General features: G+C 62.9%; 19 protein-coding genes. 16 read left to right on the top strand and 3 right to left on the bottom strand.

The annotated features are described in order from the left end of the window. Nucleotides 1-288: 288 nt before the first annotated feature. The 5 genes from IE083_RS14050 (at nucleotide 289) to IE083_RS14030 (ending at nucleotide 2508) form a co-directional block, all read left to right on the top strand. Nucleotides 289-525, top strand: a complete 237-nt coding sequence (locus IE083_RS14050; protein ID WP_189354597.1) for a hypothetical protein — start codon at nucleotides 289-291, stop codon at nucleotides 523-525. Between the two features lie 93 nt (nucleotides 526-618). Further along, entirely contained in the window at nucleotides 619-1278 is a 660-nt protein-coding gene (locus tag IE083_RS14045; RefSeq protein ID WP_189354595.1) for a hypothetical protein, read from the top strand. Beyond that, on the top strand, nucleotides 1253-1663 hold the full coding sequence (locus tag IE083_RS14040) for a hypothetical protein (protein ID WP_189354592.1): 411 nt from the start codon (nucleotides 1253-1255) through the stop codon (nucleotides 1661-1663). Before IE083_RS14045 ends, IE083_RS14040 begins: the two co-directional genes overlap by 26 nt. Nucleotides 1664-1772: 109 nt before the next feature. Further along, complete coding sequence (locus tag IE083_RS14035; RefSeq protein WP_189354590.1) at nucleotides 1773-2135, top strand: hypothetical protein; 363 nt, start codon at nucleotides 1773-1775, stop codon at nucleotides 2133-2135. 1 nt (nucleotide 2136) lies between these two features. Next, the gene (locus IE083_RS14030; protein WP_189354589.1) at nucleotides 2137-2508 is read left to right on the top strand and encodes a hypothetical protein; all 372 of its coding nucleotides are present in this window, start codon (nucleotides 2137-2139) and stop codon (nucleotides 2506-2508) included. Nucleotides 2509-2726: 218 nt separating this feature from the next. On the opposite strand, the gene IE083_RS14025 is transcribed toward IE083_RS14030, so the two are convergent. Both IE083_RS14025 and IE083_RS14020 read right to left on the bottom strand, forming a co-directional pair. Continuing rightward, nucleotides 2727-3152 carry a putative toxin-antitoxin system toxin component, PIN family gene (locus IE083_RS14025; protein ID WP_189354587.1) on the bottom strand — a complete coding sequence of 142 codons (426 nt, stop codon included), beginning with the start codon at nucleotides 3150-3152 and terminating at the stop codon, nucleotides 2727-2729. Continuing rightward, nucleotides 3149-3373: an AbrB/MazE/SpoVT family DNA-binding domain-containing protein gene (locus tag IE083_RS14020; RefSeq protein WP_189354586.1), complete on the bottom strand. Its 225-nt coding sequence runs from the start codon at nucleotides 3371-3373 to the stop codon at nucleotides 3149-3151. Before IE083_RS14020 ends, IE083_RS14025 begins: the two co-directional genes overlap by 4 nt. Before the next feature lie 79 nt (nucleotides 3374-3452). On the opposite strand from IE083_RS14020, the gene IE083_RS14015 reads away from it, so the two are divergent. The 4 genes from IE083_RS14015 (at nucleotide 3453) to IE083_RS14000 (ending at nucleotide 6632) form a co-directional block, all read left to right on the top strand. Then, nucleotides 3453-4685, top strand: coding sequence for a tyrosine-type recombinase/integrase (locus tag IE083_RS14015; protein WP_189354584.1), 1233 nt, complete (start codon nucleotides 3453-3455; stop codon nucleotides 4683-4685). Nucleotide 4686: 1 nt separating this feature from the next. Further along, the gene (locus IE083_RS14010; protein WP_189354582.1) at nucleotides 4687-4938 is read left to right on the top strand and encodes a type II toxin-antitoxin system prevent-host-death family antitoxin; all 252 of its coding nucleotides are present in this window, start codon (nucleotides 4687-4689) and stop codon (nucleotides 4936-4938) included. After that, nucleotides 4925-5254, top strand: coding sequence for a type II toxin-antitoxin system RelE family toxin (locus tag IE083_RS14005; protein WP_189354580.1), 330 nt, complete (start codon nucleotides 4925-4927; stop codon nucleotides 5252-5254). The genes IE083_RS14010 and IE083_RS14005 overlap by 14 nt, the downstream gene beginning before the upstream one ends. A gap of 166 nt (nucleotides 5255-5420) precedes the next feature. Continuing rightward, on the top strand, nucleotides 5421-6632 hold the full coding sequence (locus IE083_RS14000; protein WP_229799761.1) for a tyrosine-type recombinase/integrase: 1212 nt from the start codon (nucleotides 5421-5423) through the stop codon (nucleotides 6630-6632). A 411-nt stretch (nucleotides 6633-7043) separates the two neighbouring features. Here IE083_RS14000 and IE083_RS13995 read toward each other — a convergent pair whose 3' ends face one another. After that, nucleotides 7044-7391, bottom strand: coding sequence for a hypothetical protein (locus tag IE083_RS13995; protein WP_189354579.1), 348 nt, complete (start codon nucleotides 7389-7391; stop codon nucleotides 7044-7046). A 619-nt stretch (nucleotides 7392-8010) separates the two neighbouring features. On the opposite strand from IE083_RS13995, the gene IE083_RS13990 reads away from it, so the two are divergent. From IE083_RS13990 to IE083_RS13960, 7 genes are all read left to right on the top strand, one after another. Next, nucleotides 8011-8946, top strand: coding sequence for a hypothetical protein (locus IE083_RS13990; protein ID WP_189354577.1), 936 nt, complete (start codon nucleotides 8011-8013; stop codon nucleotides 8944-8946). Between the two features lie 171 nt (nucleotides 8947-9117). Next, a complete protein-coding gene (locus IE083_RS13985; RefSeq protein WP_189354575.1) occupies nucleotides 9118-10458 on the top strand; it encodes a primase-helicase family protein in 1341 nt (446 codons plus the stop codon). A 69-nt stretch (nucleotides 10459-10527) separates the two neighbouring features. Further along, nucleotides 10528-11475 (top strand): hypothetical protein, encoded by a 948-nt coding sequence (locus IE083_RS13980; RefSeq protein WP_189354573.1) that lies wholly within the window; start codon nucleotides 10528-10530, stop codon nucleotides 11473-11475. A 38-nt stretch (nucleotides 11476-11513) separates the two neighbouring features. Beyond that, nucleotides 11514-11789 (top strand): hypothetical protein, encoded by a 276-nt coding sequence (locus IE083_RS13975; RefSeq protein WP_189354571.1) that lies wholly within the window; start codon nucleotides 11514-11516, stop codon nucleotides 11787-11789. A 269-nt stretch (nucleotides 11790-12058) separates the two neighbouring features. Then, nucleotides 12059-12382 carry a type II toxin-antitoxin system RelE/ParE family toxin gene (locus IE083_RS13970; RefSeq protein WP_189354569.1) on the top strand — a complete coding sequence of 108 codons (324 nt, stop codon included), beginning with the start codon at nucleotides 12059-12061 and terminating at the stop codon, nucleotides 12380-12382. Next, entirely contained in the window at nucleotides 12375-12701 is a 327-nt protein-coding gene (locus tag IE083_RS13965) for an addiction module antidote protein (RefSeq protein WP_189354567.1), read from the top strand. Before IE083_RS13970 ends, IE083_RS13965 begins: the two co-directional genes overlap by 8 nt. A 126-nt stretch (nucleotides 12702-12827) precedes the next feature. Beyond that, nucleotides 12828-16619 (top strand): beta strand repeat-containing protein, encoded by a 3792-nt coding sequence (locus tag IE083_RS13960; RefSeq protein ID WP_189354564.1) that lies wholly within the window; start codon nucleotides 12828-12830, stop codon nucleotides 16617-16619. The last annotated feature ends 99 nt before the right edge of the window (nucleotides 16620-16718 follow it).

Below are 16718 nucleotides of genomic sequence, written 5' to 3'. Positions count from 1 at the left end.
TCAGAGAGCGTGTAACGGGTCAGCGTGGGTGAAATCCAGTGGAAGAAACCCAGCAGCCATTTCTGCCAAGGCCGCAGCGATGGCCGCTTGCTTTTCTGTCGGTAGCCACTGTTCTCATTACGTTCGGCGATCAGTTGAAGTTTGCGGCCCAAGGCCTGTAGCGGTCACGCCGCCATCGACGGTTCTGGAGTCGGCCCAGCAGGTAGCCGAGCAGAAGGGTGAGGAATAGCACGGTGTTCTGGTGGCCAAAAAACCGCGAAGGATAACCGCGATAGCTGTTGCCCTCGCATGCATATCATTCCTCTGATCCACCCGGATCGCTCCTGCCCCGGCCGCCACAAGGTGCCCGGGGCTTTCTTTCGTCCACCGTTTCCCAAGGAGAGCCGCGCCATGCATCCCGCCTTGTTTCCATCCTTGCTCGCCAGTCTGCCCACCGGGCCGGGGGCCGCTCTAGTCGTTGCGACGGCAGCGCTGAGCTACGTGATCACCCAGCGCGAGATTGACGCCAAGCTCAGCATCCGCTGACCAGAGACTTCCTTCCCATCCTTTCTTTCTTTCTTTCCCTCTTGCCCCCGTGGTCCGCGTGACCCCGGGGGCTTCGTTTTTCTGGAGACCGACATGCCCAAACCGAAGACCTCCCCCGACCTGACCCCAAAGCCGTACCGGCTGCTCAAGTCCGACATCGCCCCCAAACTGTCCGCCCGCAGTACCAGCGGCATCACCTACGTGCTGCTGGCCGACGTCGGCGACGAACCCGAACTGCACATCGCCGTCACCGCCAACGAAGGCGGTGGCCTGTGGAGCAAGGAGGCTGTGCGCCTCGACTCCATCGAAGCCGAGATCGACGCCTACGCCGGTACCCCGTTTCCCACAAAGGCGCTACGCGGCGCGATGGTCGGGAGATCATCGAACAACCCGCCGTTCTGTCTCGCCGTCCTCAAGGACCTGGGCCTGGTCGCTCCGGCGCCCGACAAAGTACATCAGCACGTCAAGGCGGGCGACTGGGCCGCCTTTCGTGCCGAGTGGCTGGCCAAACCCGGCGAGCGGGTGACCTACCCGGAGCCCACGCCGGACATCGTCGCCGCAACGCTTGCCGCAAGCTCCTCCGCGTCGAACGAGACTGAGCCCCCTTCACCGGTGAACGCCAAGGGCAAGAAACGCAAGAAGGTTGTCGAGAGCGTCACCGCTGCCGGCGACACCGACACGGATGACGTCGGTGCCGTAACTGAGCCGACGACCAGCGAGGCCGACCATGCGCCGACTGCACACGCCGGATGATCTGGCGAGTATCGCCGACACGTCCCTCAGCGGCGTAATCCTCCAGCGCTTCACGGAACTGGCCGCCTACGACGACTACACCTTCGATGAGTTGGCTGAGTTCTGGCTGATCGAGCCGGGTGACACCGTTGAGGACCTGGAAGCCGCGACCCAACTGCGCATCGTTCACGACTGGTTCAGCGACGCCCGCTATCCCGACCCGGACTTCAGCCCGGCCTGGGAAGTGCTGGAAGCGCACGCGACCTGCTACGAGATGGTCTTCATCACCAACGACGCCGGCTACGGCATCGTGCTGTGGATTCCGCAGTACGGTACGGATGCCACGTTGCTGGCGATGTGTCAGCGCTACGCTACACCGGCACCACCGCTAGTGGTGACGACCTGAGTCGTCGGAGATCACCCGCACGGTTCCTTCTTCTCCTTCCTTCTTTCCACTGTGACGCCGATCTGGCCCAGCCGGGCGAGGTCGGCGTTTTGCTTTTCTGGAGACTGTCATGAGCATGACCACCCCGGCCACATCCGCCGAAACTTCTTCTCGTCCCTTTCCGCTGTTTTCGCCTGGCCAGATCGTCGCCACCCCGGGCGCGCTCGCCGTGCTGACCGAGCATGGCGTCAGCCCAACCACGCTACTGCGCAGGCACCTGTCGGCCGACTGGGGTTCCGTGTGTTCCGACGATGCGACCCTGAACGACGCCGCTCTCGAAGACGGTAGTCGGATTCTGTCGAGCTACCTGATCGCCCCGGGCGTGACCGTCTGGGTCATCACCGACGCGGAAAGCAACATCGACGATGCCGGCAACGCGCTGACGCCGCCGCAGCGCTTGTGCACGACGATGTTGCGCCCTGAGGACTACTGACATGGCGCAGCCTCACAACCCTGAGCCACTGGACGGGCATGTCCGCCGGATCGTTGCCTGGCTGGACACCAACCGCCGAGAAGCCTTCGAGGAACGCGCGGCCATCGCCCAGTACGACGGCAACCTGGACCAAGAGCAGGCCGAGCGCCTGGCCTGCCTCGACATCCTCGCCACCTACGGCCTGCCGTACCCGGTGCAGTTGCTCCAGGTCGAGATGGCCGGTAGCACCGACTGGGTACTGACCACGGATGTCGAGTCGGCGAGGTCCAGGCTGAGCGAACTGGGCGGGAGGCACATCGTTGAGGTTTCCGTCGATGACACCGTCCAGTGCCAATTCGGCGATCTGGCCGTGCTGGGCACGGCACCGTGGTGACGTTCCGGGCAACTCGACCGACGATGGACCGGCAGGCGGCACGTCCGCGTCACCACCCGTGGTGCTTGCCGCCATTTCCCCAAGAGAAACAACGCCCGATGCCCGTCGCCGGCTTTCGTGCCCGCCGAGTCCCAAGGATTTGAGAACCGGTGGGCGTTTCTCTGACCACGCGGTCACCGGCCTGCACGGCGGTGGCCGCTCTTTTTTGCGGTGTAGCGTCAGTGCGCCTGCAGCCAGTCAGCGAATTCCGCAACGGTCAGGATCGGAATGTGGAACTGCTCCCGAACGGCCTGAATGTCACCGTCGCCACTGACCAGTGCATCGGCCTGGGCCACAGCCGCAAGCACCAGAAAGATGATGTCGTCCGCATCGCGGATCTCGGGCAAGCCCTCGGGTGTCTGGCCAATCTTGACGGTCTCGACGTACGGCAGGAAGTCGGCCAGCAACGTTTCCTGCTCGTTGCGGGTCAGCTTGAACTTGGGGTAGGCGAGCACCCGCAGCAGTTCGCTGACCGTGTCGTGACTGGCCAGGGCGGTGAAGCGCTGGGTCTGCCAGGCTTCCCGCAGCCAGGCAAACCTGCCCCGCGAGAAGATCAGCGCCGAGATCAGGCAGTTAGTGTCGAGCACAACGCGGGGGACGCTCATGCCCGCTTTCTCGCCCAGGCGATGGCGTCGCCCACGTCGTCGGGCGTGATGCCCAGTTCTTCCAGCTTCGCCCTGACCGCGTCGGCCTGTTGCAGGCGAACCGGCGTCAGGACGATCTTGCCGTCCTGAACGGTGACGTCGTAGTAGTCCGCCTCGCCCGTCGTCTGGACGATGGCCTTAGGCAGGGTGACCTGGTTCTTGCTCGTGCGCTTGGCCAGCATGACAGCCTCCGAAAGTAATGAAGTAAGGAATTCAATTTTAGCTCGTCTCCGAGCCAATGCAACCCATGGGAGAAAGACCATGAGCAAGACCACCCGTTTCCGTTTCTCGGCCAGCGCCATCGAGCGCCTGAGCTGCCCCGACGGCACCAAGGCCGTCGAGGTCAGCGATGCTGATGGTGTCTCAGGTTTGCGCTTGGCCGTGACCCGCAGCAGCAAGACCTTCTGGTTCCGCTTCGTGCTGGCGGGAACCAAAGGGGCGATCCGTTTGGGCACCTTCCCGGCACTGTCCGTTCCGGATGCGCGTAAGCTGGCCCTGACATACCGCGCCCAGGTCGAGCAGGGCATCGACCCCAGGCACAAGGAAGAGAAGATCGACCTGACCCTCGGCGAGTTCGCCCAGGCCTACCTGGCCTACAGCCGGCAACACAAACGCAGCCATGCTGACGACGCCAGCAAACTGCGGTGCTGGTTGTTGCCGGCCTTCTCGCATCTGAAGCTCAAGGACTTGCGCCGCCGACACGTCGAGGCCTACCTGACCGAACTCCGGAAGACGCACAGCCCGGCCAGCGTGAACCGGCACCTGACCTTGCTCTCGGCCATGGGCCGCCGGGCCGTGGCTCTGGACTACGTCGAGCGCAGCTGGTGCGCCGGCATCGACCGCCTCAAGGAAGACAACAAGCGCCAAGTCGCCCTTACGCCGGAACAAGCTGGTCGTCTACTGGCCGCCTTGGAAACGGACCAGAACACCATCGCCGCGTCCGCCATCGCCTTGCTGCTGCTCACCGGCGTGAGGTTGCGAGAAGCCACGACCGCGAGGGTCGAGGACGTGAACCTGGGGCAGCGTCTTTGGTTTCTGCCCAAGGCGAAGACCGGCGCCCGGCACATCCACCTGAACGACGCCGCCGTGGCGATCCTGGAGAGGCAAGCCAGCATGGCCCAGGGTAGCGGCTGGCTGTTTCCCGGACGTGACCCGAGCAAGCCCTTGGGCGATGTCCGCTCCACCTTCTTCCGAGCCTTGGCCAAGGCGGGTCTGCCACCGATGCGCCGGCACGACCTGCGTCACAGTTTTGCCAGTTTGGCGGTCAGCGCTGGCCGCAGTCTCTACGACGTGCAGGCGCTACTCGGGCACGCCAGCCCGAACATGACCACCCGCTACGCCCACCTGGACAACCAGACCCTGCGGGCCGCCAGCCAGACCGTAGCGGACGTGGTGGAGAAGGCGAGGGCGGAACTGGTTCAGCAGCAAAGTGACTTAGCTTGCGAAGCGTCAAAAATGGCTCTATATTCAGAGCCAAACCTGCAAGGAGAATGACATGGATGCGATCTACGCCGACTACTCGATCAGTATGTCCGAGTTCAAGAAGAACCCGGCCCAAGTGCTGCGCACGGCAGGCGAGAAGCCCGTGGCGGTACTCAACCACAACCGGCCAGCGTTCTACATGGTGACGCCCAAGCTCTTCGAAGCGTTGGTCGAGGAGTTGGCCGACCGCGACCTCGTCGACTTGGCACGGCAACGCCTGGCCGGCAAGGAGACGGCGATCGAGGTGGACATTGACAGCCTCTGATCCCTCCTCGACGCCGACACGCTACCGCCTGAAGTTCCTGCCCGAAGCGTTGGCTGAATGGAACGCACTAGACGGTAGCGTCAAGGAGGTGCTGAAGAAACTGCTGAAGAAGCGCCTCGATCAGCCCCGTTTGCCGGGCGCTGAACTTCGTGGCGATCTGCGCGACTGCTACAAGATCAAGCTGCTCAAGCAAGGCTACCGGCTGGTCTATCAGGTCGAGGATGACGTGCTGGTCGTGCTTGTTCTGGCAGTGGCTAAGCGCGAGGACATGGCGGTCTACCGGGCGGCGGTAGACCGGCTGCTGGCCGGAAAGTAGCCGCCTCTCCCTCTGCCCGATGAAGGCCCCGACGGTTCACGCCGTCGGGGCTTTCTGCTTTCTGGCGATCTGCTCAGGACCGCAGGGCCGGTAGGGCCAGCAGGGCCGACCAAACCAAAAAAACTCGGTGGGTGAACAGTCTGATGAGGTCGCTCCGGACCCATCGATGCCGCCCAACCTCACGCCCACCATCCACGACAAGGAGTTCACCATGCCTACCGTCACCCTTGATGCCAACACCGTCCGTACCGCCACCTGCCCGGCGGACAAGAAGAAGCTGGACCTGTACGACACCGCCATCCCCGGCTTTGTGCTGGAAGTGCGCCCCAGCGGTGGCAAGACCTGGTACCTGCGCTACCGCGACGCCCGGGGCAAGCAGCACCAGCACCGCATCGGCGACGCCGCCGGCATCACCTTCGAGCAGGCACGGACGGCTGCGCAAACCACCCGTGCCCGGGTGATCCTGGGCGAGAACCCCGCCGAAGAGAAGAGGGCACTGCGGGCGATCCCGACCCTGGAAGACTTCGCCCAACGTTACCTCGACTACGCCAAAGGCGCCAAGCGCAGCTGGGACACCGACGAATCGTTCCTACGCAACCACGTCCTGCCACGCTGGGCCAAGCGCCACCTCGACGAGGTGCGCCAGCAGGACATCATCGACCTGCAGCACGGCATGCGCGCCAGCGGCTACGCCCCGGCCACGGCCAACCGCATCGTCATCCTGACCCGTTACATGTGGAACCTGGGCAAGAAGTGGAAGGTGCCCGGCACCGAGACCAACCCGGCCAGCGGCGTTGAGCTGTTCGAGGAGAACAACAAGCGCGAGCGCTTCCTCACTGCCGAGGAGGTGCAGCGCTTGGTCGCCTGTGTGCGCAACAGTGACAACCCGCAGCTGCAGTACATCGTGCCGCTGCTCTTGCTTCTGGGCTGCCGCAAACGCGAACTGCTGGACAGCCAATGGTCCCACTTCGACCTGGAGCGCCGGACGTGGCGGATTCCCCTGAGCAAGAACGGCAAGGCGCGGCATGTGCCCTTGTCGGCCGACGTGCTGGCGATCCTGGCGCAAGTGCCGCGCTGGGACGGTTGCCCTTACGTGGTGCCGAACCCGAAGACGAGGAAGCCCTACGTGTCGATCTTCTACAGCTGGGATACTGCCCGCAAGCAGGCTGGCCTGCCGGAGGTGCGGATGCACGATCTGCGCCACTCCACAGCGAGTTTTTTGGTGAACTCGGGCCGGTCGTTGTACGAGGTGCAGAAGATTCTGGGCCACACCCAGCTGAAGACGACCCAGCGCTACGCCCACCTGTCGCAGGCGACCTTGCTCGAAGCAGTGGACAGCCTGAGTGCAGTTTCCGGCCTTGCCTTGGCCACAGCCTGACGACGAGCGACACGACGACAGCGCGGACATCGCCTTGGTGGCGATGTCCGGCGTCGTTTCTTTTTTGCTTCAGGGCCAGGGTGGCCTGCTCACGCTACGCTTTGGCGATCGCACTGCGAGCGCGCCCAAAACAGGCTACGTTCGGCCCACCCCTCGCCGACCCCCGGGCCGGCCGTTCGGCGGTCAGCTTGGAGCGGCCTCGCGTCAGCGGAGAGCTCTTCCGACCTCGCAGCACCGGCCCCTCGAAACAGGCCCGGTCGGTGTCGGGTAGTGCGCCACGACCATCGTTACCTGCCGCGACTGGTGGCCAGCGGCTCAAGGCTGAGGCACTGGACAGGACGACGCCCCGAAAGGCGTCGCCCGTAAGATGGGCAAGGAAAGTGGTGGCGGGGCGAAGGCGTAAAGCCTCCACTACGCGATGGCCAGTGGCGTGCTGCTCCCCGGTTCAGTCAGCACCACGATCCTGGCCCGACCCGGTGCCGCCCAGGTCAGCACCAGACCATGCTCGCGCAAGGTCGCCAGCGCCTTGCCTACGATGTCCCGCGACAGCGACCAACGCGCCATCGTGCGGCGCGTCAGCGGCACGTCTGGCCGAGCGTGCAGGGCAGCGAGCCAGGCCAGTGCGCAGGCGAGGTGCAGGCCTTTGGTTCTTCCGGCTACCTGGGCCGCCTGGGCCAGCCAGTCGTAACGGACCGGGCCGGTGAGCTGGGTAGGCAGCACGACGGTGTGGGCGGAGAGGTCTTCGCTGGGCAAGGTCACGGCTGGGCTCCTGGACGGACGGTGGACAATCCCCTGTTGCGGGCAGGGGCGGCGGCTGGCCGCCCCTTGTTGCCTACGTGACCAACTGCGACCCCAGCGGTGGACGCCGCAAACCGCCTACGGCTTGAGGGCCGTAGGCGGTTTCGTCGCGGCAGAGCTCACCTCAGTGGACGGGGTGCGCAGCCAGTCAGACACCGGCCCAGCCTTCCGGTGCTTCCTTTGCCCAAGCCCCCAGCTTTGGCCCCACCGTGGCCAACGGCGACAGCGCCGCGTCTCGGCTGGCTCGGGTGCTGGCTTGCGCCCAGCCTGACCGGCTCAGGGCGTCGACCGTTCGCAGCCAACCGTTGCAGTCGACCTGGCTCCCCCGTCTCGGCAGGCTCGCCTGAACACAAAACTTTCCCCTGCGTAGGGGGGGACACCTGAAACGGTGATGTCTACTACTTTTTGAGTTGAGCTAAGACTGTTGAGACAAGCAGCCCGCTGGCCTTGGGAGCCAACGGGCTTCGCCCGACTCGGCACCCTGTCGCGAGGGGAGCCTGGGGCCAGCCTGCCCAGCCAACGGCGACGTCCTGCTTCAGGTTTGCTACGCTGACGTGTTTAGTTTCGACAAGGGCACGACATGGAAGAAGAGCACAACGACTTGCCGGCAGCGTTTCGCCAGACCTTCGCGGCCGGCCAGGCGGCCATCGCGCAGGCTCAGGAACAGGCGCGGCAGACTGGGGATGGCCAGCCGCTGCTGCAAACGGTGCGCGAGCATCAGCGCCGGCTCAAGGAGTTGGCACCGGCGCTGGTCGAGCAGTGCCAAAGCCAGGCGCGTGAGCTGGAGGCGCAGTTGGCAGCCCTGGTTGCCCAGCGCATCGACGAGGGACTGCTCGACCGGCAAGCCGTAGCGACTCTGCTGGACCAAGGGCCACGGGCGGTACGTCAGTACCAGTTTGTGGGTGAACTGGCCCAGACACTGGACTACTTCAGCCAGCGTTTCCTGACGGCAGCCGAAGAGGGGACGTCACGGGAAACGATCCGTGAGCGGGGACTGGCGGTCGAGCAGGCCCTCCATGGCCTGCTCGGCCATGCCATCAACGAAGTCCTGTTCGACAGCCAGGAGCGGGCGGTCATGCGTCGCGCAGCGCAGGCGTTGCGCCAACTGGAGACACTACTGCAAAGGCCCTGGGATCAAGGTGTGCTCAAGGCGGGTTACACCATCCGTCGTCGCCAGTTCATCCGCCAGGCTGGTTGGCTGTGCCTACGTGTCTACGGCCACGTGACGACTGACATCATGGTTGACCTGCTGAGCTTCAAGCAGTCTCACTATCTTGCCAGCGCTGAAGGTGTCGATGGCGACGATGATCGGCTATCGAATACTGCTATCAACCGGGAACTTACCAAACTGCAGGCACCTGCACGCAAGCGCTCGGCGAGTGAGCAATGGGAGACTGCAGCCGTGGTCAAGGCTTTCTTCGCCAAAGCCCAGTGGAAGGCATGGCATCCACGCACACGCAGCCGACACGATGCCGGACTGCAGAGTGCCATCGATCACTCAGGCCTGAATCATTGAGGCGGCTTTTGCCGGGAGGCATTTTTTTGTGGCGCGCTCCCCCGCCCAGTTTGACATGCCCCTGAGCACCAACTGCTCACATTCACCGGGTGCAGTCGGGTGGTGATGTGAGCAGTTGAGCGATTTCGCTTCCGCAGACTTGAGGCTCTTCCAACACGACGGAGAGCCTCCATGACCGCACCCCCTTCTGCCCCCAACTTACCCTACGACCGCCATCGTTACGTCCATGTCGCCCAAAGCGATCAGGTCACCGACCTGAGCACGGGCTTGACCATGACGCCAGCGGCATTGGCGCGCCGCCTCGACGGCATCCAGCCCGAAGACTGGTCGATCCAGGCCTACCTGTTTGCCAGTGACCACGGCATCCAGAAGGTCGACGCCTACGAGTTCTTTCCCAACCAGCCCCAGATCGTCGAGTGGGACGGTGTCCGTTACCTCAACCGCTGGACGCCGCGTGACTTCCAGCCGGTCGAAGGCGATGTGACGCCGTTTCTGGAGCACCTCACTTACCTCTACGACGGCGACGAGGCGAGCCTCAAGTTTGTGCTCGACTGGATGGCTTGCCTGGTCCAGAAACCGGAGCAAAAGCAGTCGACCGCCTTGCTCTTGACCAGCGAAGCCGAAGGCATCGGCAAAGGTATCAAGGGCCAGATGCTGGCGCAGCTGGTGGGCGTGAACAACACCCGCTACCTGAGTCCGGACGCGCTCTCCAGCGACTTCAACGACTGGCTGGCCAGCGCCAGTCTGGTCATCGTCGAGGAGTTCGAGGACAACGGCCGGCGTAGCGCGATGGCCCGCATCAAGAATTACATCACCGACGAGATCGTCGACATCAATCCCAAGCACGCGGCACGCTACCGTGCCCGCAACCAGGCGAACTTTCTCTTCTTCGCCAACGCAGCTGCGCCGCTGAAGATCACCGAAGCCGATCGGCGTTTTCTGGTGCATCGCAGCCAGGCCCAGCCCAAGCCAGAGAGCTACTACCGTGAGCTGATGGTCTGGTTCATGGGCGACGGCCGCTGTTACGTGCTGCACTTTCTGCTCACCCGTGACCTCAGCCACTACAACCCACGCGGCCGGGCACCCCGCACGCGGTTCCACCAGGAACTGGTCGTGCAGGCCCGTGATCCCCAGATCGACTACCTGCACCGTGCCTTTGAGGCCCAGGAACCGCCCTTTGCCTGCGATCTGGTGGTGGTCAAACACGTAGTCGATCACGTCAACAGTGTCGGGCGCGTGCGCCTGACGACGCGCAACGTCGAGGACTTTCTACGCGACATCGGTGCGCTGCATTTGCAGCGTCAGTACCGCTTGATCGCTGGTCACGACGGGCGCAGCCACGTCTGGGCGATCCGCCAGCTCGAACGTTGGCAAGGGGAAGTGCCGGTCGAGCAGGTGCGGGACGCCTACGTCCACCCTGACGACCAGCCCGCTTTGCTGCTGGATCTGCAGGAAGTGCCTCGCGCACCGCTGGCGGTCCAGCCGCAGCGGCGCACACCGACGGGCTCGTGAATCCACTCGGGTCCTTTCCGATCTTTGCGGCCCTGCCGGTCGCCATCATTCACTTTCAGGAGATTGCACATGTACCTCTACAACAACTCAGCACAAGCCTTCGTCCTCAACCTCGATTCCATCCAGCAGGCAGCATTCAACGGCGAGGAGTTGGTCGCGCCGCTGCAGTGGAGTCCGCACACCAAAAAGCGAGTGCCCGAACCCGGTGCGCTGGTCGTTGTGATTGCCGGTGGAATGCAAGTCGTGGCGCAAGGATTTGTCAGAAACTGGTGCAGTGACCAGTTCGAAACCACCGAGCCGACCTGGCTCCAGTGCTCGCTGCAGTGGCTGGTCGAACCTTGGCCGCTAACGGATACCCTGATCACGGCCCTGGATCAGGCGCTGGTTGCCTCTGGTCAGTCGAGCACCACGTTTCACGCGGCGGTGTGTGTCTCGGATGCACCCCAGAATAGCTTTCATGCCGCGTGGCCTTATGGGCGTGGCCGGCCGCTTGCTTCGATTCGTTACTCCCCTGAATGGTATGCCGTGCAACGCGCCGCGTTGCTCGAACGTGACGATCTCCACCCCGGTGAAGTCCTGTCTCTGCTTCAGGTACTGGAGGGTAGCGGGCCGATGATGGAATGGGTGCGGCTGCGTGACACCCGCCGCTGGCGCTCGATTGCCGTTGATGCGGACGATTGCCTGCCATGCCCGATCGTGCCTTGGGATGTGGCCTGCGACGATGTCCGAATGGACCCGGAGAACTATGTCCTGCTCAACTCGGGCGGTGTGCAGAACTTCCTGCGCGGTTTGTTGAGGGTGGAGGATGATGGCAATCTGGCGATGGCACCTGCCATGTCCTGTGAGGTGGCCTTCAGTTTCGGCATGGACTGGAACCTGCGCCTGCCCACGCCCAGCGAGCGCCAACGTCGCTACTTGGCATACCACCGCCAGCACATCTTTGGGCAATGGAACTGGGCGCACCAGCCGTTGCCTGCCTTTGAGGAAGCTGCTGCTGAAGTCGAGCACGCTGACTGACCGTTTGCCGCCGATCGCCCATGCAGGTTTGAGCCTGCATGGGCCAACTACTGGAGCCTGAAATGCCCTTGACCACGATCACTGCTGCCCGTGCCGCACTCCTGACGCGCATGGAGAACACCCCACCACGCTATCGCATGCGTTACTTTGCTGCGCCTGAGCCGATCACCACGGCCGAGGAGTTGTTTGCCAGAAAATTATCCGGCATAGACTTGGAGGAGGCTTTCGATGCCTTGTCCCTGAAGGAGCAAAGCCGTTACCTGGCTGATCCGCGTTGCCGGATGGGGATGCCATGCGAACTCTGCTGTGTCTGAGCGCTCAGCAGCAGGGAGCTCAAAGTCGCCTTGGCCTGAACCTGCCAAATCGCCGACGATGCCGTAGTGACACCGGCGAGCGAGGGCGACGGCAGGGGCAAGGTGTTGGGCGAGGTGGATCGTGCCGATCTGTACGCGCATGCTCATGCTCTGCAGGAGTCGCAGGCCTGCACACAAGAAGGGCGTCATCCCGGGAAAGCTGACGCTCGCATCGTAAGGCGAAGAAAAAAACAGGTTGCGAAATTTCGCTTTAAAGCTAAAATCTAAGCATGCACGAGATCATCCACTACCTCGACGAGGCTGAGAACGACCTGTACCAGGACTGGCTTGACTCCTTGCGCGATCGTGTCGCCAAGGTGGCAATCATCAGGCGTGTTGCCCGCATGGAAGCGGGGCTGTTTGGTGACTGTAAGCCGCTGCGCGATGGTGTCTGGGAACTCAAGGTCGATGTCGGTGCTGGGTATCGCGTGTATTACGCCCATGTGGGCAACATGGTGATCATGCTGACCAGCGGTGGCGACAAAAAGTCGCAGAGCCGCGACATCGAGCGTGCTGTGAAGTTGTTGAAGGACTGGGAGAAGCGAAATGGCTAAGACACATCGAACCCACGAGGAAGCGACGGTCGAGATGTTCCGCAAAGACCCGGAGCTGGCCGCTGACTACCTGAACTCTGTGCTGGAAGACGGCGACGAGACCGACCTGATGCTGGCCCTGCGTACCCTCAGCAAGGCGTTTGGCGGTGTGCAGGAGGTGGCGCGTCAGGCCGACGTCAACGCCCATACCCTGTACCGCACCCTCTCCGAGAAGGGCAACCCTGAACTCAAGACCTTGTCGGCGATCCTCAAGGCCATGGGTATGCGCCTGGCGATCCAGCCGCTGAACCACCACGGGCAACACCACGCCCACGCCTGACGTGGCAAGGGCGATGCCCGGCCGCTAACCGGCTGGGTTCGCCCATCCTGCTGGGTCGTTCCGGCAGTTGGGTGGGAAGTGGGTGGGGCGCCCAACGGGGCGAATCCTGTTGGCTTTCATGCTCCGATGGTCGCTTTCGGGGCTGGTTTTGCCCCACTGACGGTGGGAAAGTGGTGGGGCGGTGCGGAAACTGCCCACCAAACCTCCCGTAACCCGTTGACCGGCATGGGTTTCCGGTTTGGGCAGACAGGTTCGCTCACTAATGGTACCGACGTTGCCACCGCCAACGTGTTCAACTCGGGTCTGGTTTACGTTCCTGGCGGCAATGACCGCGTCAATGCGCTGCAAGACGAGGACGTGCTGACGGGTATCGCAGGTCGCACCGACAACACCCTCAACGTCACGCTCGGCAACCCGAACGACAACGGTCAGGCGACCATTACGCCGTATCTGAACAACATTCAGAACATCAACATCGACTGGACGGGTACGACCGCCGCGCTTGACCTGCGTAATGCCGATGCAACGCAGTCGATCAACATCAAGCGCGTGACGTCTGACGCCGCGAATGCTGCTGTCAACAACATTGGCACCCCTGCTGCCACGCTGCGCGTTGCAAACACCGCGTCCGACGACGTCAATGTGACCTTCCAGTACAAGACGGGCGTTCTGAACGGTGCAGCTGACGTCGCCGCTCTGGAACTGAACGACGTGCTGGCAAACTCCGTCAATCAGACCAGCCGCGCCAACGTGGAAGGTTTTGAAACCGTCAATCTGACCGTGGCGAACGGTGTGGATATCAACCTCCTGTCGGTCAACGACATGGAAAACCTGAACATCACTGGTTCGGGTGATCTGACCATCGTCAACCTGACTGCGACTAACAACGAATACGACGCGTTCGCTGCCGGTGGTATCGCCAATCCGGGCTCGATCGGTCTGCGTACCGTTAATGCTGCTGACTTCACTGGCAACCTGAACGTTGACGTGTCGGCTGCACTGGGTGGTTTCGTCGATCCGACCAACTCCGGTGCCCAGGCGCACACCGTCATTACTGGCGGTTCGGGTAACGACAAGTTCTGGACGAACGCCGGTGTCGCCGCGACCTCCGCGACCAACCGCGACCAGATCAACGGCGGTGCCGGTTCCAACACCCTGGTCGTCGTCGGTGGCAACATCGCGGGCAATGCTGCCATCACCAACATTCAGACCCTGGAGCTGCGTCAGCAGGCGGGTGCTCAGACGGTCGATTTCGATGCCTTTGATGACGCCGAGCTGACTTCCGTCATTCTGCGTGACGAGAACCCCGATGCTACTGCCGGCACGTTCAACTTGAATGACGTTGGTGTCGCATTGGCGGCTAATGGCCTGGTTCTGCGCCACTCGGTGAGCGAAGTTGTTGCCGGTACCGACGCTATCGTTAATATTCGTCTGGCTGATGCCACCGGCGACAACACTGTCGCCGTTCGTGTCGAGAACGACCGTAACGTCCAGACCCAGTTCGATTACACGCTGAACATCGATGGTCAAGCCTCTGGCGTCGGTGCAGTTGAAAATGTCACCATCGTCGATGCAGACACCGAAGACAACAACGTCACCCTGACGGCAGCGCAAGAGCACACCGGCACCGTGACCCTGTCTGGCGGTCGTGCGGGCGACGACTACACCGTCGTCTCCACGCTCAACGCTGGCGTGATCGAAGCGTCGGCGCAACTGAGCAACCTGCGCCTGTCCGTGGGTGACACCGTTGCCCCGATCGCTAACATCACCCAGGACATTCGTCTGGGCGCTGGCGACGACATCCTGACCTTCGTGAACATCGACGACTTCGACACCACCGACAGCATCAGCGATGCTGGCGGCAACGACACGGTTCGCGCCGCCTTCAGTGACGACGCTGACCTGACGCTGTCCGGCATCGAAGACCTCCACATCATTGCCAACGAAAACGTCACGCTGGGCATGGCCAATGCCGACGTCGAGAACCTGGTGATCCTGGCGGCCAACGCTGCCGACGGTGGTGCTGACGCTTCGCCGCTGACCGCTGAGCCGTTCAACGTTGCCGGCGTGGCGACTACCGACATCATCACCCTGAACGACACCAACCTGACCGAGCTGAACTTCAGCGCCGACCTGGATACCGACGACGACAACACCGCTGCGAACCGCACCGCTGCCGAAGCGGCAGCGCGTGCTGCTGATGCGGCGTGGAACGGTATCGGTACCAGCGCTGTAGGCGATGCGGCCTATAAGGGCGTGATCAGCGACGAAAGCACTGTTGGCAACTTCAACGGCGTGACCCTGGCCAACAACGCGGCCACCGCGCTGACGGTCAACATCAACGCCAACCTGGATGACGTCATCTACGGTGCAACGGCCTACAACCTGGGTCAGCTGACCGCCCACGGCATCACCTCGATGAACATCGTCGTCACCGACGAAGATGTCACCGCCGGTGCTGCCAACGCCGTGACCACGATCAACAACATCTGGTCGAAGACCATGACCTCGCTGACCGTTTCGGCGGCCGACGATGTCAACCTGAACACCGTGTCGGGCGCAGCGCTCAACAACTCGCTCACCACCTTCGACGCCGCTAACGTCGGCGGCGACCTGACGGCCAACGTGATCTCGCTGGGCGACAACGCCACCGTGACCCTGGCTGACGGCGACAACGTGTTCTCGGCGCTGGGTTCTGCAGGCACCAACATCACCATCAACGCCGGCAATGGCGACAACACCATCACCGGTTCGGGTCAGAAGGACAACATCAACACGGGTTCCGGTTGGGACGAGGTGGCGGGCGACCGTGGTGACAACGTTATCAGCACCGGCGCGGGTAACGATACCGTGACCGCGAAGGACGGTAACGATACGTTCGACGTGGGCACCGGCATCGACACCGTGACCGATAACCTTGCAACCGGTATCGACGCCAGCCTGGCTACCAACACGGTTTCCATGAGCGGCGGTGTTACCACGCTGCGCATCGACGTGGATGGTGACGGTGCAGCTCTGCCGGATAGCGACGTAGACCAGATGCTGGCTGTGGGCAACGGTTCCGACCTGACCCTGAGCTGGACCGGCGCCACGCTGGTGACTGCTTCTGCAGTACTCGATGGTCGTCTTGCAACGGTCGATAGCCAAGTCGCTGGTGTGGTTACCGGTGATGCCAACGCCAACCTCGAAATCATGACCGCAGCTGCGGACGTGACCTTCAATGGTGGCGCGGGCAACGATGTGGCCCTGGTGACCGACCAGACCACCGCTTCGCTGACCTTCAATGGCGGTGCGGGCAACGACGCTGCGGTTGGTGGCGTTGATAGCGACATCTTCACCGGCGGTGCCGGTGCGGACAAGCTGGTCATGCAGAACACCGCTGCGGCTGACGGCAAAGTCGATACGGTTGTGATCGCCGATGGTGACTCCACCGCCGCCGGTTGGGATGTGGTGGTTGGCTTCCAAGCTACTGCGGCTGCAGGTGTGGCAGCAGTGGCCGCGGGTTCGGCTACCGCCGGTGATGACGTTCTTGATCTCGCTTCGGCAACGATCGCGGGTGTTACCGCCGGTGTTGACGGCGTCGATGTCGGTGGCATTGACTCGCACGCAGTCGCGGCAAACGGTCTCGTGACCTTCGATAACGTCAATGACGTCTTTGCAGCTGCGGTTGCAGTGGGTACCGGCGCGAATCAGATCGCTTTGGCCGACGCACTGGCCTATCTGGCGACCAACCTGAACGGCACTAGCGCTACCGTGGTGTTCAACTACGATAGCAACGGTGATAGCGTGCTGAACGCAGCTGACAGCACCTTCGTCTTCCAGGACGGCGCGGCTGATACCGTCGTCGAACTGGTTGGCACCTACACTGGTGTTGCTGCGGTGGGTAGCGTTACCGCTGGTCTCATCGAGATCGTGTAATTTGCCTGATTCGTCGCGGGAGATGTTTCCCGCGGCGTCGAGCGCTAGCAGCCTGTCGGACTTGGGCCTGCCCGAAGGCGGAATAGTGAAACGCAGGGC

Source organism: Vogesella fluminis (assembly GCF_014652335.1).
GTDB classification, from domain to species: Bacteria; Pseudomonadota; Gammaproteobacteria; order Burkholderiales; family Chromobacteriaceae; genus Vogesella; species Vogesella fluminis.
The sequence above is the reverse complement of the archived record's forward strand: the minus strand, read 5'-3'. Positions and strand labels throughout refer to the sequence as shown.